Below are 19,449 nucleotides of genomic sequence, written 5' to 3'. Positions count from 1 at the left end.
CCGTTAAACCAGAAATTAAACTTATCACCAAAATTTGCTGGCAACATTTAGAACCGGAGCGAGTTTCCTTTCCTTTCCTTTCCTTTCCTTTCCTTTCCTTTCCTTTCCTTTCCTTTCAGTTCAAATTATAGCCAATATTTTGCAAGCGTTTGAAAAATATTAGATTTTTCTGGGTTCCAAGTCAAAAATTATTATCTACTTTAAGTAATCAATTGGCATTGATACAATCTCCCCTTCACCACTTAGTGAATATATTCCTCATTACTATGTATTCCTAATAGCATTTAATACAACTAAAAGAATCGGATAACATATTCATGGCAAAGCTATTGTTCAAACTTGCAGGAGTCCCTGAAGACGAGGCGGAAGGCGTACGTCAACTTCTTGAAGACAATAATATAGAATACTATGAAACATCTTCTGGATTATTAGGATTGTCGTTTGCTGCAATCTGGATAAAACAGGATGATGCGATTGAACTGGCTAATGAACTTCTGAACAACTTTCAACACGAAAGATATCTGCGAGCGAAAAAAGATCAGGAAGTAGCTCGCCAAAATGGTACTTCACAAAATTACTTACAGGCTTTTATCCAATCTCCGCTCCTGAACCTGCTTGTAATATTATTTGTTCTAGCACTACTTTATTTCGTACTCTCGCCTTTTCTAGTTCCTGCATAAATATCGATAATGAAGCTGCCTCCAATAAGCAAGTAGACTAGATTGAAGACATAAATCCAGAGGAATAAAAAATGCACTCTGACCCAGACAAGTTATTAAAGAAACATCAAAAATTGATCCAGTCAGATTTTCGAAAGGTTATTTCTCACACACAGAGAGAAAAAGGTGAGTGGTTTATTAATAGCATTATGATAGAGGGCTGTGAAGCGCCATTTAAGTTTAAGCGCAAGACAGCTTACAGAACACTAAATAAAGGACAAAGAATAAATTTGACCTATTACCCGGAGATCGAGAAGGTGGCCGGACTCGAATTTGAAGTAATGAGAGTCGTAAGAATCAAGCTTAGCTAGAAGAAATAATCTTGCCTAACAAAGCTTGATTAATGGTATCCGGATTACTTGTTAAGCACTTAGTTTTGTGACCTTATCCTCATCCTCAGCAGTTTCCTTAATCAAAACTTCGGGTTTACCTTTTAAAGCCTTGAGCAAGGTCTCCTTATTTTCTGCAAGCAACATACCGATGGCTTCACTTTGAGATTCACTCAACCCATCAATTTCTTTTTCCATCCAGATGCTCACATTTTCAGCAAGCTCGAGCATTTTGTCATATTCATCAGCTTCTTTCTTATTGCTAAAGGTCTTATTTTGATCTCTATCAGACATATAAAGGGTCACCACTGCCATAAGGATTTACTCCGTTGAACTTTTGAATTATTAATTCGCTTCAAATTATTCCAGCCAATTGGCCGGCCAACAAAAATACTACTTGTACAATTAGATAAAATCAAGCAGTTTAGCGTAATAATATCCGCTTTCAGAGACAACCATGGTCTAAAATGAATATTATTCAATCAATTTTTCGAGTGAAATGCCCGCTAAAAAAATAAAACTTCCTGTCGAAAAGTTACTTGTTGGTTTTATGGTGGATCTTGAGCTCCCCTGGACCAAACATCCTTTTCTTTTCTCCAAATTCAAGATTACTTCGAAAGCAGACATCTTGATCATCAAACAGCTAGGCCTAAAAGAAGTAACGGTATATCCAGATCAGAGTGATATTGAAGTCGCCCACAAGTCGCAATCGAAAAGCGCTGCAACCCCCAAACCTGCTGCCACTATTGCAAAAGAAAAATGGGCTGAAAAAAATGCCAAGCTTGAAAACGCCGATAAGTATCGTAAAAAGCGCAATAGTGTCGCCAAAAAATACAAAGAACAGGCAACCATGGTGAGAAAACTTACCCATGAGCTTAAAACGGAACCCGCAAACGCAATTCACAATGCCACAGCCCTGGTCGATGTGATGGCAAAAGATTTTGATAATCAGGATGACATACTAACCAATCTTGTAAACCTGGGCTCAGGCCAACATACAATGTATAACCATTGCATTAACGTTACCATTTTGAGTATGAATATAGGTCATGTTCGCGGCATTCGAGATGAACAACTGAGGCTACTGGCAAGGGGAGCACTGTTACACGATGTCGGCAAAGTGGAAATTCCTGGACCAATACTCAATAAAGCGTCGCCACTCAACAACGCGGAGAAAAAGGTTTTTGAGCAACATCCGGTTCTGGGTAGAAGACTTACCGAACTCGTTCAGGGAATGCCTATGGACGTACTTAGAATTATCGAGCAACACCATGAATTTAATGACGGTACCGGCTATCCGCAAGGGCTGAAAAGCGACCAAATAACGGAGATGGCCAAAATTGTTTCAGTCGCGAACATGTACGACAATCTATGTAATCCACCCGATATCAAGAAGGCCTTGACTCCTAAAGTCGCACTGGCAACCATGTACTCAAAGTTTAAGGACAAACTGGATAACGAGCTAGTGCAAACTTTTATATCAACCCTGGGAGTCTATCCGCCAGGCAGCGTTGTATGCTTGAATGACGAAAGTATTGGCTTGGTTATCAGCGTCGATCCGCACGATATGCTCAATCCAGAAGTCATTCTGTACAATCCTGAAATACCGCCCTTGCAAGCTCTAATAATCGACTTGAAAGAACATCCGGATCTAAAGATTGAAAAAGTTTTGAAACAAACCGAATACCCTAAACGGGTTTACGAATATCTCGGTATTCAGGAAAGGCTGGGCTATATGACCAGCCAGCGAATTTAGCCTGATTACATTATTCTGCCTAATATTCTTCTCTGACCAGAGACCAGAATGCAGTTATTAATGGCTGTGCGGCTTTTTTCTTTAAGCTAAGTATGCCGAGATCAAATGGACGGGGCAGAAATGGCGCCGGTAGAACCTGTACTCGCTCTCTGGCCGGGCTTAATTCCAGTACCGGCTCGGGGACAACACTGATTCCACATCCCAGAGAAACCATGCTGACAATGGCTTCATGTCCCGAAACCTGGGCATAAATTTCCGGCTTTAGTGCCATTTTCTTTAACCACTCTTTAACCCTTTTTTGTGCTGGCCCTGCTTCCGGCATTACAAATGGTAGTTGGGTCCAGTTAATTTTTCCATCTCCAATATTTGACAAAAAGCCAGCTTGATTGGACTGTTTCGGAGCTATGACTTTAAAAGGGATATGGCGTAAATGATGAAACTCAAATTTACTTGCTAAACTTTCGTTTGCTACCGCAAAAGCAAAGTCAGCCTCTCCCGCTTCCACTTTATGATAGGCAGCAGATACATCTCCCGTTTCAAGCTTTATTTCGACTTTCGGATGAAATTTTCTAAACTTTTCTAGCAAACCAGGGAGGTATAGATGTGCCGCAGTCACTGTGCAGTAGATTGAAATTTCTCCGTGCAGCTCTTTTTGTTCCAGGTCAAACTCACTCTTTAGCTGGCGCCACTCTAGCAGAACCTTCTCGGCAAACAACCTGAAGCGTGCACCAGCTTTTGTCAACGCGACCCTCCGATTATCCCTTTCAAAAAAAACCTGCTCAAACTCTGATTCAAGGCGCTGAATCATGCGACTTAATGTCGAAGGGCTGGTATGAATTTCGTTGGCAGTCTGATTAAAATTCAGATTTTGGGTCAGGTGTATAAATGCCTGCAAGTCTTTAATATTCATCGTAACCTCTCCGCCTGGCCATAATTGCATATATCGCAACACATTATCGCAAATATATCAATTTACGCAATATACTAATGATTTTAGACTATCGATAAATTTCCTCAAAATATGGAGAACAACAATGGCTAACTACTTTAACTCTCTAAACTTAAGAGAACAGTTGGCACAACTCGCAGTTTGTCGATTTATGTCTAAGGACGAATTTACTGGTGGATGTGAATTTCTAAAAGGAAAGAAGATTGTAATTTTAGGTTGTGGGGCTCAAGGATTTAATCAGGGTCTAAACATGAGGGACTCTGGCCTGGATGTTTCCTATGCCCTGCGCAAAGAAGCAATCGAAGAAAAAAGAGCCTCGTGGCAAAAGGCTACAGGTGAAAATTTTAGAGTAGGTACAATCGAAGAATTAGTTCCTACGGCCGACCTGGTATACAACCTGACTCCAGATAAGCAGCACAAAAATGCAGTGGAAACTGTTATGCCTCTGATGAAAGAAGGAGCAGCATTGAGCTACTCTCACGGCTTTAACATTGTCGAAGAAGGACAACAGATTCGTAAGGACCTTACTGTTGTTATGTGTGCTCCCAAATGTCCAGGAACAGAAGTTCGGGAAGAATACAAGCGAGGATTTGGAGTCCCGACTCTTATAGCTGTTCATCCAGAAAATGATCCTAAAGGTGAAGGATTTGACATAGCTAAAGCTCTGGCTAGCGCTACTGGAGGAGACAGAGCAGGAGTTCTTGCCTCTTCTTTTGTTGCTGAAGTTAAATCCGATTTAATGGGTGAGCAAACCATTTTATGCGGTATGCTTCAAACTGCAGCTATTCTGGGTTACGACAAAATGCTCGCCGAAGGTATTGATGCAGCTTACGCAGGCAAACTGATCCAGCAAGGCCTGGAAACGATAACCGAAGCACTAAAGATCGGTGGCATAACTCACATGATGGACCGCTTATCCAATCCGGCTAAACTAAGAGCCCACAAATTAGCAGAAGAAATCAAAACATTAACTCGACCACTTTTCGCGAAACACATGGATGACATAATTTCCGGCAATTTCTCCGCGACAATGATGCAGGACTGGGCAAATAATGATGCTAACCTGCTAAAGTGGAGAGAAGAAACAGGGCAAACGGGTTTTGAAAATGCACCACAAAGTGAAAACCAGATAGATGAACAAACCTACTTTGATCAGGGAATTTTTCTAGTTGCAATGATCAAAGCAGGAGTAGAACAAGCATTCGAACTCATGGTTGAAGCCGGAATGTTACCAGAGTCAGCATACTATGAATCGCTACATGAAACACCGCTTATTGCTAATACGATTGCTCGTAAACGATTATACGAAATGAACGTCGTTATTTCCGACACCGCGGAGTATGGGAACTATCTTTTTGCAAATGCTGCAGTACCGCTTCTTAGAGAAAAACTGGTTCCGAGTTTAACTCTGGAGGAAATTGGTGCTGGCCTGGAGTTAAAGTCTTTGTCAGTTGATAATCAGGAACTGGTAGCAGTCAATGAAGCGATTAGATCTCATCCTGTAGAACAAGTTGGACAAAAGCTACGCTCTTACATGACGGCAATGAAAAAAATTATTTAACCATAACGATTCGTACAAGTGAATAGAGGTATCATTTGATACCTCTATTTTGACTTCTCTATTTTCATTTCTCAATTTTGATTCCTGATTTCTGGACAGCTTACCATAAAGGATGCGAGCTCAGGTAACCACCTTGATAGCACCAAGCTCTTCCAGCAATTTTAGTCATCCTATCTGAAGTCGCTACGAAGAAGAAGGTGGATCGCTTATCTCAGAACTTGATCCATTATCTCCGAAACTATCGAGCTTGGGATTAAAATAGTAGTAACGATTTCTTCCTGAAGACTTGGCTGCGTACATTGCAATATCTCCAAAGCGGATCAAAGCCTCTAGCTCATCACTATCATCAGGGTACAAACTGATTCCAATGCTACAACCTAGTTTCAGACAAATATTGTCAACAAAGAATGGTCTGTTTAAATTTTCAATTAGTTTACGAGCAACATTTCCTGCAGCCTGTGCATAGTCTAGCCCCTCAAGTAAAATGACGAACTCATCGCCACCAAAGCGGGCAACTGAATCGTTCTCTCTGACACTTTCCTTCAATCGTCTGGCAACCTGGGTCAGGAGTTTATCTCCCATGTCATGACCATACTGATCATTCACAGGTTTAAAACCATCAAGATCAAGAAATAGCAACGCCAAGGTTGACTTATTCCTTTTCGCGCGCTGTAAAGCCTTCTTTACTCTGTCATTGAACAGTTTTCTGTTAGCCAACCCGGTTAGTAAATCATAGTGAGCAAGCTTCTTGAGTTTTTCTTCCATTTCTTTTAGCTCACTGATATCGGTAAGTATAAATGCGTAATGAGTTACAACCCCATTGTCATCATTTATCTCATTAATTGTCAGCATACTCGCCATTTCTTTTCCAGCTACACCAAGGTAACTAATGTCGTGCTGATAATGGCTATTGAGGTTTAGCTGATTGAGTATTACTTCCCTTTTTCTATCGCTTATTACTGAAGAGGATAGAAAAGGAACTAGCTGATCGACTATCTGTTCTTCTGAATAGCCAGTCTGTTGCTGATAGGTTTGGTTTACTGATACTACCTTAAAATCTTTATCAGTAATGATGACAGCGTTACTTGTCGAGTTAAAAACTGATGCCAAAAGTCTGACATTTTCTTCAGCCTTCTTCTTATCGGTAAGATCGATGGCAAAAGCAATTCCTTTTTGAGTTTCACCGCCAAGCAGTGCCGCCCCAAGTAAAATTGAAACTGTTCTCCCGGATTTATGAATGTACTGCTTTTCAAAAGGCATACAAAAGCCTTTTTCTTGAATTTCTTTTATTGCCTGTCTATCTCTTTCTTCTCCAGCATCGGGTGTTAGCTCTCTCCAGCTTATTCGACTATTTACCAACTCTTCTCGTTCATAGCCAATCATATCTAAAAATGCATTATTAGCGTCAAAAATTCTGCCATCAAGGTGCCATTCGAATACTGCAACAATATCGCTGTAAAACAAGCTCTTAAAGCGGTTTTCACTAATCAGAAGTTTTTTTTCTTTTTGCTCAATAAGTCGAATAACTTTATGGCTGTACTTAAGCACAAGTCCAAGCATTACCATCAGCAATATAAAACTGACTAACATAATAGACTTTTTAACCTGCACTCCGCCTTTGCTTAATATCGAAGAAAATTGATCTTCAAGCTTCGCGAACTCAGCATTGAGTTTATTCAGTTGACTTAGCAGACGAACAATTTTTTGCTTGTCATTGGCGAGTTGTGCTTTGTGAAGACTTTCTCCCAACTCTTCTAACGCAATTAGCAAATTATCCGTTTGTTGCCAAACAGATATCGCTTCCCTCATATATTGATAATCATGAAACCAGACAAATAGCCATATCAGAGCTTCAGCATCTTCTTTGGAATTTCGTCCCTGAATAAATCCCTGATAAGCTTTCTGTACATCCCGCGGACTACTTTGTAGTGCAACGAGCGCAGCCTGTACTCCCTGAGCTGTATGAGTTGAATCCTGAAAAACGGCAAAGTGGTTTTCGTTGCCAGTTCTGGCGTATCTTTGCAATGCAATTATCGCATCTTTTTGCGATTTAGCCCAAAGACCTTCACTGCGAATATAGGCTCTTACCGCATTGGTAATTTCTGCTTGAAAATAGGCCAGGGTAAGCACCAGGATCGTCACAGTAATGAAAATAATCACAACTGAAACAACCATCTTGCTGATAGATGCCGCTGAGCCCTGATAGTGACGCTGAAAATCTCTGGTTTTGCCTGTGACGTTCAATGGTTTTAGCACCCTTAACCATCATTAGATAAAATGATAAGAGACCACACCAGGTCCTGAAAATCTAACCTTAGCGTGGGAAATCATCTTTTTAATGTATAGTTCAAGTGTAGACTAAAATTATTTTTTTACTTCTTAACAGTCGATACGCTCTCAGGTCAACTTACCGGATATTGATATTCCGTGTTCTATATCTTTCACTAACTTTGGCTTTTATTAGTTGCAAATAAATCCGCACTACCAGCTCCACAAGCAATGATTGATTTCATCATTTGTTCCACTTTGGCATCAGGAAGATAAGTTACCAGATCTTCCGGCACATGATAGATATTTCCTGAAGTGGGATTGGGTCCAGTAGGCATGAAGAATGTGACACTACCATCCATATGCTTATCTGTAACGATCCCTGTAACAGTAACCGGACTATGAGCGCCAAAAAGTTGCACTCTTACAACTTCTCCTCTGGTGAAAGGTGAATCTTTATCATCACCAAAAAACTGGGAAATAATTTCCTTAACAATTCTATAACCAGGTGCAAACCGAGCCAGGTGAGTATCAAAGTGACCATGCAACCATTTGCCAATACCTGTTGTTACGAATGTTCCAACAAAAAAGCAGGTCGCCAGTAAGATCAAAATTACCAGTAAGTCTGCAGATAATTCTGGTAGACCATAATTAACTATCAGCGTATCAGTAATTGGCTGAATAATGTCAGTAATGAAATAAAAGCCCCAACGCAACAAAAAAGCTACGATAATAATGGGTGCCAAAACGACGATCCCTCCAAATAGCGACTTCCTGATAAATACCTTAAGAGCGTTCAAGCATATCTCCTTAGAACTATTTAATATAAATTATTTAATAAAGATAAATTTTTAGAATAAGTGGAGGTAAATTTGAGTTATTCAATGGCTGTCTTAAATTCTAATCCGAATTATTTGTAACAATACAATTCCTGCCGCTACTCTTAGCACGATACAGTGACTCGTCTGCTGCTTCTATTAAATCATTGGGGTGACTCCCATTTTTTGGATGACAGCAGGCAACCCCCACACTTACAGTGACTTTCAATTGTCTCCCGTCGTAAACAAACTCTCCCCTTTCTACCTCCAACCTAATCTGTTCTGCTAAAATTGAGGCTTCATCTAGTTCAGTATCGTTTAACAAAACCGCAAACTCTTCCCCTCCATAGCGCGCAATCAGGTCTGTAGCTCTCTTGGCGCTGTTACTAATGGTATTGGCGATATATACCAGACACTCATCACCAAATAGATGTCCATGTTTATCATTCACCTGTTTAAAATGGTCAACATCAATAAGAAGTAAAGAAACAGGGGTTCTGGCTCGAATGCAATTATTCCAGATAAGTTCGAAAGAAGCGTTGAAATGACCACGATTGTAAATCATGGTCAAAGGATCAATTTTATTTAAGTGCTCCGCTTCTCTTTTTTGTGACTCTAGCTGGAATTCAATTCTAAAAGCGCGGATGTACTCTTCATGCGAGCGTAATCCCAGACGTAATAGATAAAATCCGTAGACAGCAATAATTATCGTCATGGCAATATCCGAGTTGACAAATATCGACGCCATGAAGCCGGGCAATATCAAAAATAGCACATTCAAACTGGCAAATTTAATCTTAGGGCTGAGCGAAATCATTGCACCTGATGACATACCAATAATAGCCATTGTTACCATGTTCTGAATGGTTTCGAACTCAGGCAATACCAAAGCAAACCAGAAAAGCATCCCCCAGAGAGCGGCTTGAAATAGTGACAGAGTAGCAAGAATATAAAACCAGCGACTTTCGCTGCCGTGGTACCAAACCTTGGTGAATCGAGCTTGAACCAGTCGAGCGACACTCAGAAATAGTTGCGCAGCCGCAACTCCCCAACATATCAATGGAGAAACCTGATAGAACCCCGTGGGAATAAATATGGCAGGCCAGATAAACGCATAGATATAGACACCGGGTAACGAACGATAAAGAATGTCCATATCGATCCGTCTTTCCAGAGAAGCCTCGAATTCTCTCATAGAAGTCCTTGCCAATCCCGCTGTTAGCATTCCAGTTAGTCCATTCAATATCTCAAAAAGCAGGCAGAATCACAACTGCAATATCTGCTTAATCTACCGTCATCAATAGTAATGCACTAACAGGTAAAATTAGAGTTTGCCCGCCAGGACAAGATTTTTGATTCCAAAGGAAGCCAAAAGATATACAAAAATATAGCATTGTTTGGTTCACATTTTGGAGAGACTATAGATGCAAGGCAGTAATCAGAGTAAACAGGCATATCTACCACACAAGCCAGTAGTAAACGCTAGCGGACTAAATTGAAGTAAGGCGAAATTCATGCAGGATAACCGCTGAGTAGAGGTACTCTATGCCTCTCTGATACCGAAACGACTTTTTAATTCTCGCTTTAGTCTGAAAAGCTGTTTGAAATGGATGCCGGCATTGTTTGTCAGCTCAATTCCAATTCTTCGAATTTTCGCATCCGGTTTATTTGAGTCAAACTTTAAGTTGAGTTGATTGGTTGCACCTATCTCCGCTGAACACCAAACCGAGGAGCACTCGTCAAAATTATAGTACTGCCAAATACCATCGTTCTCCGAAAGCTTAAGCTCTGTGGCGATAAACTCAACAACGTCATCACTTGACTCGAATCGTCCCCAATCTTTTTCTGGCTCGAGAATCATTAAAAAAATTCACTACTATTTTGACTTACTTAACCGCCATTATTATCTTCTTTTTGATAAAAACTCGCTGTTAACCAGCCCACAAACTCTCAGATTTGCTCCTGTTGGCCTCCCATGCCAAGCTTCCTGAGTAGCGCTAGAGTAATATTCGAGGATTGCTGCAAGAGTCGTAGTTAAAACAAAAAATTATACAGTTTCACACTTTTGTCAATTTGGATTAAAAGCACAGGCCCGCTTGGTGTAGACTATGCTGTTATATGGGCGCAGCATTTAATCAATGGAATAAACAATGTCTCAAGTTAACACGCTTCAATCTCTCGACCTCATTTTGGAAGACGTATCAGCTGAAACTAATCTGGCAATAAACTCACTTGAGCAATATTCGAAAAAAAGCAAAGAAATCAAACTATTAAAGAAATCTCTAGCACACTTGCAGAAGCTGAAGGGAGTTTTTACCCTGCTCGACATGCGGGGAGCCCAACGGCTCGTTTTAGACTGTATGAATCTGCTTAAAACATTGCCTAAAAGAAAGGATGAAACTCGCGCTCGTCTTCTCGGTGTCGCAACTACAGCCTTGGCACGTTTGATGCGGTATAGCGAGCATATGAATCACAAACCTTTTGATATGCCACAGCTTTTGCTTGTTAGTATTAACGAGCTCAGAGCTAGCGCCAATGTGCCTTTGCTTAGCGAGTCGGTGTTTTTCTCGGTTGATGGAACCAAGCCGAGAGAAAACCAGTCACTGGTCCTGGTAACAAGTGAAGAAAGTGCAGCCAAATCACGCCACTTCCGACAGATGTACCAAATAGGTCTTATTGAAGTCATCCGTCAGACGAACCTGTCGGGTGGACTGAAGATGATGCAAAAGGCAATTGATAAACTGGATAATGAGTGCCCGCGTCCTAATAGTCCTAATCTCTGGTGGATTGCCAGCGGCCTATTACAAGCCTATATTGATGAAACACTGACACTAACCAAGCCCAGAATTAAACTTTTCTCAAGGCTAGATCGGCAAATTCGCAAAGTTGAAAACAAACAGGAAAACTTGCTCGAAGACAATAAACTGGAAGTTCGTCTTCTAACCAAGGATATGCTCTATCTGGTTTCAATCAGCGACTCCTCAAACCCTCTTATTCAAAATATCAAAGAGCACTTCAATATTGAAGAAAGCGAAGTCACCGACAAGCTACTTAGAGAAGAATTTGAGGCGTTACGCGGCCCAAGTGATCAGGATTATAAATCTATTGCAGAGGCGATACTAACCGAAGTTGATAATATCGAAGGAACCCTCCGCAATGGTGGAGATGAACGACTAGTTGCTGAAGATATGGAGCTAGCAAAGCGGCAAATGACCAACCTGAATAATTTACTCAAAATATTACAGGTTGACGAACAAGCGATCCGCCTGACGGTAGCCATAGATCTGGTTAATAAGGCGCTAAACGAAGGAAAAAGTTTAGATGAAAAGGACCTCAATATTCTGTTTATCGTTTTGGAAACTATTCGAAAATCTACTGACGAGTCTGAACTCTTGAAGCATTCAGGCAAGGGCGGTGTCAGACGAGAAACCTTGAGTAAGACAGAGAAGCAGTTCTGGAAACAAGCTGACAAAGGCCTTAAAAAGCTGATAAAGGCGCTTAATGATTTTGTTAAACACGATAGAAAAGCTTCAAAAATCAAGCAGGTACCGGAACTAATTGATGATGTTTCGCAAAACTTTATCAAGCTAAAGGTTACCCCGGCAGAGTCCATTCTAGATGGGTGTTCACTCTTTATTCAGAACTACCTTATGACTAGTCCGGAGTCCGTAGGAGAAAGCGAGTTAAATCTGCTTGCAGACATTATTGGCAGTCTGGAGTTCTATCTGGAAACACTCGCTTTCACTAAGTCGCCAAGCCCTAGAATTTTGCAGTTCGCAGAAAATAGCCTGGATGAATTGAAAAGAAAGGTCAGAGCCCAACACTAAGTAAACTAAATCAACGAACGTTTTAGCGCTATGTTACATAAGATACTTAACTTTTTCGAAACTGCTTTGGCGAAAGAGGAAGAGTCGCCGCAAGCACTCAAACACAAACTGCATCTAGCTACCGCAGCTATATTGCTGGAAGTTGCAGCTATTGATAACCATACCACCAAAAGTGAATCTGAGCTTATTGATAAACTTCTAAAAGATCGACTGCAACTTGAGGAAGCTGAAATACTCCAGCTAAAATCTATGACTCTGGAAGAGCTTGAAAGCGCAACAGATTACTATCAGTTTACCAGTTTGATAAATCAGCATTATGATATGGAGGAGCGCTACAACATTATCGAGAATCTGTGGCAAATAGCTGCCGTGGATGGAAAAATTGATAGTCATGAAGAACATTTCATTCGTAAAATTGCAGACTTATTATTTGTTCCACATTCCTCATTCATCAAAGCCAAATTAGCTGCGCAAGACAAATTGGCTGTGCAAGAAAGACATCAGTGACTTGATGCTATAACCTGTTAGAACTTTTTAACAAATGAAAACATTAATGTATAGCTTGGCATTTCCGAAAAATCGACCTTGTTAAATCCCAATGTTTCAACCCGATTGTCTCGGCTTTCATAGAGCGCATAACCTTTCAGAGTAATTCTATACACGGCCGGGATTGTGTTTTTATATCGGTCAAACCTCTGGATTTGTCTGTTTTTAAGTTGTAGGCCTTCACTGTTAAAGCCTGAATCAGAGCTGGTGTAAAATGAAATTTGAGGTGAGACAACATATTGCTCACCGCTTGCAATCAGTGCCTTAGCGCCCACACTAACCTCAATACCTAGCTTGTTGGAAAATGCCTTGCTGAGCCCTATCCGATATGCCTCTCCAGGCAACAAATCCACAGGCTCCATGAAACTCCCCGCTCCCTTCGCAAGCTGGGCATTAGTATTAACAGAGCTAGAAAATGTCGACGCTGTTTGCTGATAACGAAACCCCAGAAGGTAACCCGAACTATTTTGCGTTCCAGCAAACTTTAGCTCCCGGTCAATATTGCCTGATTGCGTATCATCAAATTGGCTTTGATTGAACCCCGGTTCATTGATAGATACCTTTTCATCAGCTAATACAGGGCATATCGGCGTCGCCGCGATAACAATACCAGCAAAAGCAGAACGCAACCATTTTTGTCGACAAAGAGCCTTATTGAGCTGAAAGCTTGTGATAGCCCCCATTTCTACCAGCGTCTGCCCTAACCGTTTCCCTGTTTCTTGCTGAATCTTCAAAGCCGTCGCTAGTTGCTGCTCTGAAATCAATTCCTTTTCCAATAGCAACAACCCGACTTTCGAAGCGACTTTGCGTTCACTTCGAGATTTCGATAATGATTGCTTTTTTAGCGGCCAACCTTTAGAAAGCATCGAAAGCTCCTGAAACCCTTTTAATATCAATAAAGTACCAGCTACCTCAAACCCAACTTCACTACTTTAAGTATATGCTATATTAGCCAAATAACTATTCAAAACCCAACCGATTCGATGATATAAACCAAACAAATATAAACAGCGCAGTATATATAAATCTCTTGTGCCAATGAAATTCTGGATGTCAGCATCTACGGCTTTTCCCTGTAAAATAACTCTGCGCCTGTGAAGAGAATTGACTAGTCTTATATATTAAGACTTGTGGGAATGTCTGATACTATTTCTTAAAAATCAAAAATAAATAAGGACTCTGATAAAGCTTCATGTCCAGATTGAGCGTGCTTTTCTGTCTACTGTTGTTTCAGCCTCTTGTCGCACAAGCTGAAGAATCAGTAACGCTTCAACTAAAGTGGGAGCATGAATTTCAATTTGCAGGGTATTATGCCGCCAAATGGCAAGGCTACTATCGCGAAGCAGGCTTGAATGTCGATATTCGCTCTGCTGTCAAGGCGGATGGTTCATTGCTATCTTCAGTTGAGCAGGTGCGCAGCAACCATGCAGAATTTGGAATAGGTTCTGTTGATATATTAATCGCTCAGGACAAAGGACACTCACTCAAAGCACTAATGCCAGTTTTTCAGCGAAGTCCCGTCGGTATTTTCACTCTGACAGATAATCCTGCTAACAACCTTAAATCTCTTGCGAAACAAAGAATTGCTGTCGCCATGGGCTCACCGAGTGAAATAGAGGTGAGAGCAGTATTCAATAAAAATGGACTTAATCCTGAAAAAATTGAGTTTGTAGATATATCCCCAACAGTGGAAGTATTGCTCAGTGGAAAGGCTGATGCGATAGCAACCTATGAAATTTCTGCAAAAGTCCAGGCTAGAGAAAACAGTGTAATTCTAAAACCTTTTTACCCAGCCAACTACGGTGTAAACTTTTACGGCGATACATTGTTTACTTCTGAACGACTGATTACCACCAACCCTGAATTGGTTTCAAAATTTGTTGCGGCTAGTAAAAAGGGATGGAGATATGCACTTGAAAACAGAAAAGCAATAGCAGAAAGAATTACAAAAGAGCTAACCAGACAATCAATTCATTATCAGAATATTTTCGAATACAACCATTCTTTTGCTAAAGAAATAGACTCAATGCTACGCTATCCAGAAGTACCTCTCGGTACTTCCAACCCAACAAGATGGCAAGAAATGAATAAGCAGTTAATTTCCCTGGGACTTGTTAATTCGCCGCTCCAATACTCAAAATTTTATTTTGATACTCAAACATCGTATGACGTCGACAAGACACATTTGCTAATTGTAATATCTTTATTTGCATTAATACCGATCACCTTTATTTTGTGGTATCGAAGAAACCTCGTATTGACCTGTCTTGTTTTAACATTGACTGTATGCCTGGTTGACTTTCAAGTTGAAAAAATACTGTGGCAAAAAGAAACTCAGGATTCCAAGCTAAAGCTGCTACGTCTATTAGGATCTATTAGTGCAAAACTGGAAGCTACGATGCAAATAAACTTGTCGATGATTACCAGCTTCGCCAATTATATATCTGCAAATCCGGATATTACTCAAAATGAATTTGAGCGCTATGCGAAAACGCTCTATCGTCAAGAACCACTCCTGATAAATATTGCCGCAGCCAAAGATATGCAAGTCAATCTGGTTTATCCGATTAGAGGTAACGAAGAGGTATTGGGCCTAAATTACAAAACCCATCCGGCGCAACGAGAAATGGCATTGAGAGTTATCCAGGAGAATAAGACGCTGGTAGCCGGACCAGTAAACCTTGTACAAGGCGGTATTGGCTTTATTGGTCGAGCTCCAATCTACTATGAGGAAGCAGGCAAGATAAAGCCGTGGGGTATTATTTCCGCTCCAATTGATGCTCTGGCCCTTTATCGTAGGGCTAATATAGATATTAATAGCCGCGATATAAATATCGCTCTCAAAAGTGTCGACAGTAAAGGACAACATAAAAAAGTCTTTTATGGCAATGCAGAAATTTTTAACGATCCAGAAAAGATCCAACTCACCATAAAAGTTGGTGATGGCAGTTGGATTCTGGCTGGCCGACCGAACACACTTTCCACAAACAACTCACTGCATACAGAACTATTAATCACAAGAGCAATTACTATATTAACTGGTTTGCTACTATGCGTATTTGCAATTTTCCGATTCAAAATTGATCGCGATAAAAAAGAAATGGAATCTCGAATTCAAGAGGGTCAAACTCTTTTGGAAAAAGTTGGACGCGTAGCAAAAATTGGCGGTTGGAAGCTGGATAAAAACTTAAATTTTGTCCAGTGGAGCGAACAGTCATCGTTGATTCTAGAGGCAAGCGCAGATTTTAGTCCTGGTACACTCGATGAAATTAGAAATTTCTTCAATAGTAATGATTTCGAATTATTGAAAGGAGCAATCATTAGCTCACTCAAAGAACCGAAGAAATTCGAGTTCGAGTTCAAGCTAATACTCGAAGAACAATCTCAAGTATGGGTCAGAATTATTGGAGCATCACATGAGGACAATCAAAAAACTTTGATAACAGGTACTTTTCAGGACGTCACCAATAAAGTGATGAGTGCAAAAATTATCGAAAGACAAGCAACTTATGACGCGTTGACCGACTTACCTAATCGAGTACTTTTCAATGATCGCCTAAATAAAGCGATAGAAGATGCTATTCGACATCAGTCCCAAATTGGTGTTCTCTTTATCGATCTGGATAGGTTTAAGCCTATAAATGACAACTATGGACATGCTACAGGTGATCGACTCCTGGTCCACATTGCTAAAGTGATTAAGAATTGTGTTCGTGATTCAGATACCGTCTCGAGAATCAGTGGCGATGAGTTTGCAGTGATTTTACCCGACATTAAAACCTATAAAAATATTGTCAAGCTTGTGGAAAATATTCTTGAGAAAATTCAACAACCAATAGTACTAAATAGCAAATCACTTCACTGTAGTGCAAGCATCGGAATTTCACTTTTCCCAGATGATGCCCGCGATGCGCAGTCGTTGATCAGCAAAGCAGATCAAGCGATGTATGAAGTCAAATCTAGCGGTCGAAATAGCTGGCAGTTCTATACCAAAGAAATGCAGATAAAGTCAGAATACAGACATAACCTGCTTAATGAGCTTCACAAAGCATTGGATGAGAAACAGTTAAAACCATTCTTTCAACCAATTGTTTGTCTAAACTCGGGAAAAGTTGCCAAGCTTGAAGTCCTTGCTCGTTGGCGCAAGACCGACGGAAGTTTCGTGCCTCCGATTGAGTTTATTTCTCTAGCTGAAGAGTCAGGATTAATTAATAGAATAGACCTGGAGATGCTGACAACTTCAGCAGAGATATTATCTGGATATTGTAATGACAGAACGCCTGTAGAGCTGTCAATCAATGTATCTCCTCGCCTTTTTCACACAAAAGATAAAGCGTTAAACCGATGGCTTGACGCTCTGAAAACCGTTACCAAGCAAATAAAGGTGACCGTTGAAATAACCGAGCGTCTTCTGACCGAAGATACGGATAAAGCTACCAGGGTACTCAATAAACTGCAAAAACAAGGAGTCAAGATTGCAATCGACGACTTTGGAACCGGCTACTCTTCTTTAAGCTACCTTATCCGGTTTCCAGTTAATATTATTAAGATTGATCGGGAATTTGTAGACAAGATTAATATAGACGACTCGAGTAATACCTTGATTAAAACAATTCTCGCTATGGCTAAGAAACTAAAAATCCAAGTCGTTGCAGAAGGCATAGAAACCTCAGAGCAACTTGAATTTCTAAAGAAAGCTGAATGTGACTTTGGTCAGGGATATTTCTTATTTAAGCCAGTTAGTTGCTCAGACCTGGATAAAGTCCTAAGAAGGAGTAATAAAAATGAATTTACGACTAGTTAGTTTTATTTTGCTATTTATGCTTTCAAATGCTGAAGCCGTGAATTATAGAGATGGCAGTATTACCTACCTGTACGGTGATAATTTCGCCGTCGAACCCGAAGAACAACAAACTCTGACTTTTGAGTATGTTGCGGCATGGGATAACTTCAGCTTTTTTATGTTCATCGACGCTAAAGACTATAAGGATGGCGGAGATAGTCGGTATGGCGAATTCTCTCCTCGATATAACCTTAGCGACTATGGAAAACAAGGATTAGTTAACAAGCTTTACCTTGCAGCAACTTTAGAAAGAGGCTCCTCTGATGTTTCTTCTAATCTGTTTGGATTCGGAGTCGATTTAAACTCAGAATTTTTCAACTTTGCAAATTTAACGCTATATCAAAGAAATGACCCAGATGTACCTGATTATGGATATCAACTTACAGGGGTATGGTCCTTTGATACACAAATAGGTGAAGTTCCCTTAACAATTGATGGTTTTTTCGACTGGACCTTTGCCAACGACGAAGGGGCTGATAACCTTCACTTTAATCCGCAGATTAAGCTGGATATGAAAAAGTGGTTTGGAGGTAACACCAAGTGGTATCTGGGAATTGAATATGATTTCTGGTCAAATAAATTTGCTATTGAAGATACTGCTGGTTTCGACACAGATCAGAATACCTGGAGTTTTCTTGCCAAGTGGCATTTTTAACAACTATCCCAAATAGAAAATCACAAAGAAAAGGCTTCTCTGTCAAACCATCAAAATAGCTAGACTATTCCCGGTTAAAAACGGTTCGATGGTTGGCTATTATGAGAATACGTAATGGCTTATTAGCCAAGTGCGTCACACGCCTTTTGCCTCCAATCATTCGGAACGATAAATGTTGGTCTGCCTGATTGATATGCCGTCTCCCCGTTACTATCATTGAATTTTTCTAGAGGAGCGATAAGCACTGGTCTGTTTTGCGAAAAAATTATTCTCTCTACCTCGGAGTAAATGCTATCACGGCTTTTTATTGTGCTGTTACACAAAGTACCTGTTGCTTTTCTTAAGGGAGATAACCAAAACGGTTTTTCCAAAATACTCCATTCTTGCGCTTGTTCTAAATATTTAACCAGCCTGTCAACAGGGAGCCAACATCCTTTAAAATGAAGAGGATTAACTTCTTTGGGAGCATCTAGTTTCAAGTTTCCAGAAAAATAATCTTCGGGATAAAAAAGATACCCCAACAAACAGGCTTCTTTTTTAACCTGCTCAATACCCAATTCACGCAACCTGCGCCTACCGGCAGGTAATTCACTGAGTTGGGTTTGTTTCTTTACAAGTTTTTCAAACTTGATATCCAGACGGTCATTCACATTTGGGCCAACCCAGTCGCTCATTTTCGTCTGATAATTCAGATTGCTCTTTCCCCCATAGTCCACTAAAAAATCTCCGACAGCAAGATAATATTTTACTGCAACCTCAAGATGAACGTCTCGGGCAAAATGACTATCCCGATAGATGAAATCAAATTCTCCAAGGGTTAATTTTTCATCTCTGACCTGGAGATTTTGGGCGACAAGAGTCATATCAGGAGAATGCATCAGACAAAACTCCCACAATGATTCAAAATAAGTTCCCAACATTTTCAGGTTCTTAGTCGATAAAAACTGTATCAGTTTTTCAGGGTTTTTCTGCACTTCACTAAGCCAGCCTGAAGTAGTCACAGGGGTAAAACTAAGTTCTTCCTCTTTGATTAATTGCGGAGAATTAAAAAGCCAGTCAATATCAGATATAACCTGCGATATTTTTTCTTCCAAATTGGTTACAGGGGAATTGAGCATAAAAAACTTAGCGCTAGGATTGCGATTTTGGGTTAACTGCAATTATAACGCACAACGTCG

General features: G+C 40.4%; 16 protein-coding genes. 8 read left to right on the top strand and 8 right to left on the bottom strand.

Features of this window, described 5'->3' with window-relative positions:
• Positions 1-317: 317 nt before the first annotated feature.
• Both IYN84_RS16060 and IYN84_RS16055 read left to right on the top strand, forming a co-directional pair.
• Positions 318-680 (top strand): DUF6164 family protein, encoded by a 363-nt coding sequence (locus tag IYN84_RS16060; protein ID WP_196140272.1) that lies wholly within the window; start codon positions 318-320, stop codon positions 678-680.
• A 71-nt stretch (positions 681-751) separates the two neighbouring features.
• A complete protein-coding gene (locus tag IYN84_RS16055) occupies positions 752-1,030 on the top strand; it encodes a hypothetical protein (RefSeq protein ID WP_196140271.1) in 279 nt (92 codons plus the stop codon).
• Between the two features lie 51 nt (positions 1,031-1,081).
• Here the strand turns inward: IYN84_RS16055 and IYN84_RS16050 are convergent, their stop codons facing one another.
• Complete coding sequence (locus IYN84_RS16050; protein WP_196140270.1) at positions 1,082-1,363, bottom strand: YebG family protein; 282 nt, start codon at positions 1,361-1,363, stop codon at positions 1,082-1,084.
• 184 nt (positions 1,364-1,547) lie between these two features.
• On the opposite strand from IYN84_RS16050, the gene IYN84_RS16045 reads away from it, so the two are divergent.
• Positions 1,548-2,804, top strand: a complete 1,257-nt coding sequence (locus IYN84_RS16045) for a DUF3391 domain-containing protein (protein WP_196140269.1) — start codon at positions 1,548-1,550, stop codon at positions 2,802-2,804.
• Positions 2,805-2,823: 19 nt separating this feature from the next.
• Here the strand turns inward: IYN84_RS16045 and ilvY are convergent, their stop codons facing one another.
• A complete protein-coding gene (gene ilvY, locus IYN84_RS16040) occupies positions 2,824-3,714 on the bottom strand; it encodes an HTH-type transcriptional activator IlvY (RefSeq protein ID WP_196140268.1) in 891 nt (296 codons plus the stop codon).
• Between the two features lie 124 nt (positions 3,715-3,838).
• Here ilvY and ilvC point away from each other — a divergent pair, with 124 nt between their 5' ends.
• On the top strand, positions 3,839-5,314 hold the full coding sequence (ilvC, locus tag IYN84_RS16035) for a ketol-acid reductoisomerase (RefSeq protein ID WP_196140267.1): 1,476 nt from the start codon (positions 3,839-3,841) through the stop codon (positions 5,312-5,314).
• 183 nt (positions 5,315-5,497) lie between these two features.
• On the opposite strand, the gene IYN84_RS16030 is transcribed toward ilvC, so the two are convergent.
• The 4 genes from IYN84_RS16030 to IYN84_RS16015 form a co-directional block, all read right to left on the bottom strand.
• Positions 5,498-7,570, bottom strand: a complete 2,073-nt coding sequence (locus IYN84_RS16030; RefSeq protein ID WP_196140266.1) for a diguanylate cyclase domain-containing protein — start codon at positions 7,568-7,570, stop codon at positions 5,498-5,500.
• A gap of 188 nt (positions 7,571-7,758) precedes the next feature.
• Positions 7,759-8,382 (bottom strand): DUF502 domain-containing protein, encoded by a 624-nt coding sequence (locus IYN84_RS16025; RefSeq protein ID WP_196140265.1) that lies wholly within the window; start codon positions 8,380-8,382, stop codon positions 7,759-7,761.
• 100 nt (positions 8,383-8,482) lie between these two features.
• The gene (locus IYN84_RS16020; RefSeq protein WP_196140264.1) at positions 8,483-9,595 is read right to left on the bottom strand and encodes a GGDEF domain-containing protein; all 1,113 of its coding nucleotides are present in this window, start codon (positions 9,593-9,595) and stop codon (positions 8,483-8,485) included.
• Positions 9,596-9,943: 348 nt separating this feature from the next.
• Entirely contained in the window at positions 9,944-10,261 is a 318-nt protein-coding gene (locus IYN84_RS16015) for a hypothetical protein (RefSeq protein ID WP_196140263.1), read from the bottom strand.
• 289 nt (positions 10,262-10,550) lie between these two features.
• Here IYN84_RS16015 and IYN84_RS16010 point away from each other — a divergent pair, with 289 nt between their 5' ends.
• Positions 10,551-12,227 (top strand): hypothetical protein, encoded by a 1,677-nt coding sequence (locus IYN84_RS16010; protein WP_196140262.1) that lies wholly within the window; start codon positions 10,551-10,553, stop codon positions 12,225-12,227.
• A gap of 30 nt (positions 12,228-12,257) precedes the next feature.
• Positions 12,258-12,734: a TerB family tellurite resistance protein gene (locus IYN84_RS16005; RefSeq protein WP_196140261.1), complete on the top strand. Its 477-nt coding sequence runs from the start codon at positions 12,258-12,260 to the stop codon at positions 12,732-12,734.
• A 17-nt stretch (positions 12,735-12,751) separates the two neighbouring features.
• Here IYN84_RS16005 and IYN84_RS16000 read toward each other — a convergent pair whose 3' ends face one another.
• Positions 12,752-13,639 (bottom strand): hypothetical protein, encoded by an 888-nt coding sequence (locus tag IYN84_RS16000; RefSeq protein ID WP_196140260.1) that lies wholly within the window; start codon positions 13,637-13,639, stop codon positions 12,752-12,754.
• A 326-nt stretch (positions 13,640-13,965) separates the two neighbouring features.
• Between IYN84_RS16000 and IYN84_RS15995 the strand changes: the two genes are divergently transcribed.
• Positions 13,966-17,577, top strand: coding sequence for an EAL domain-containing protein (locus IYN84_RS15995; protein ID WP_196140259.1), 3,612 nt, complete (start codon positions 13,966-13,968; stop codon positions 17,575-17,577).
• Positions 17,558-18,271 (top strand): hypothetical protein, encoded by a 714-nt coding sequence (locus tag IYN84_RS15990; protein ID WP_196140258.1) that lies wholly within the window; start codon positions 17,558-17,560, stop codon positions 18,269-18,271. The genes IYN84_RS15995 and IYN84_RS15990 overlap by 20 nt, the downstream gene beginning before the upstream one ends.
• Before the next feature lie 122 nt (positions 18,272-18,393).
• Here the strand turns inward: IYN84_RS15990 and IYN84_RS15985 are convergent, their stop codons facing one another.
• Positions 18,394-19,389, bottom strand: a complete 996-nt coding sequence (locus IYN84_RS15985) for a DUF1853 family protein (RefSeq protein WP_196140257.1) — start codon at positions 19,387-19,389, stop codon at positions 18,394-18,396.
• Positions 19,390-19,449 lie beyond the last annotated feature (60 nt).

It is taken from the genome of Aliikangiella sp. G2MR2-5, assembly GCF_015687155.1.
GTDB lineage: Bacteria > Pseudomonadota > Gammaproteobacteria > Enterobacterales > Kangiellaceae > Aliikangiella.
Note: the sequence above shows the minus strand (reverse complement) of the source record. Positions and strands in the feature narration are given on the sequence as shown.

Coding starts and splice junctions, on each gene's coding strand:
- IYN84_RS16060 (WP_196140272.1), top strand. CDS start 318: ATGGCAAAGCTATTGTTCAAACTTGCAGGAGTCCCTGAAGACGAGGCG.
- IYN84_RS16055 (WP_196140271.1), top strand. CDS start 752: ATGCACTCTGACCCAGACAAGTTATTAAAGAAACATCAAAAATTGATC.
- IYN84_RS16050 (WP_196140270.1), bottom strand. CDS start 1,363: ATGGCAGTGGTGACCCTTTATATGTCTGATAGAGATCAAAATAAGACC.
- IYN84_RS16045 (WP_196140269.1), top strand. CDS start 1,548: ATGCCCGCTAAAAAAATAAAACTTCCTGTCGAAAAGTTACTTGTTGGT.
- ilvY (WP_196140268.1), bottom strand. CDS start 3,714: ATGAATATTAAAGACTTGCAGGCATTTATACACCTGACCCAAAATCTG.
- ilvC (WP_196140267.1), top strand. CDS start 3,839: ATGGCTAACTACTTTAACTCTCTAAACTTAAGAGAACAGTTGGCACAA.
- IYN84_RS16020 (WP_196140264.1), bottom strand. CDS start 9,595: ATGAGAGAATTCGAGGCTTCTCTGGAAAGACGGATCGATATGGACATT.
- IYN84_RS16015 (WP_196140263.1), bottom strand. CDS start 10,261: ATGATTCTCGAGCCAGAAAAAGATTGGGGACGATTCGAGTCAAGTGAT.
- IYN84_RS16010 (WP_196140262.1), top strand. CDS start 10,551: ATGTCTCAAGTTAACACGCTTCAATCTCTCGACCTCATTTTGGAAGAC.
- IYN84_RS16005 (WP_196140261.1), top strand. CDS start 12,258: ATGTTACATAAGATACTTAACTTTTTCGAAACTGCTTTGGCGAAAGAG.
- IYN84_RS16000 (WP_196140260.1), bottom strand. CDS start 13,639: ATGCTTTCTAAAGGTTGGCCGCTAAAAAAGCAATCATTATCGAAATCT.
- IYN84_RS15995 (WP_196140259.1), top strand. CDS start 13,966: ATGTCCAGATTGAGCGTGCTTTTCTGTCTACTGTTGTTTCAGCCTCTT.
- IYN84_RS15990 (WP_196140258.1), top strand. CDS start 17,558: ATGAATTTACGACTAGTTAGTTTTATTTTGCTATTTATGCTTTCAAAT.
- IYN84_RS15985 (WP_196140257.1), bottom strand. CDS start 19,389: ATGCTCAATTCCCCTGTAACCAATTTGGAAGAAAAAATATCGCAGGTT.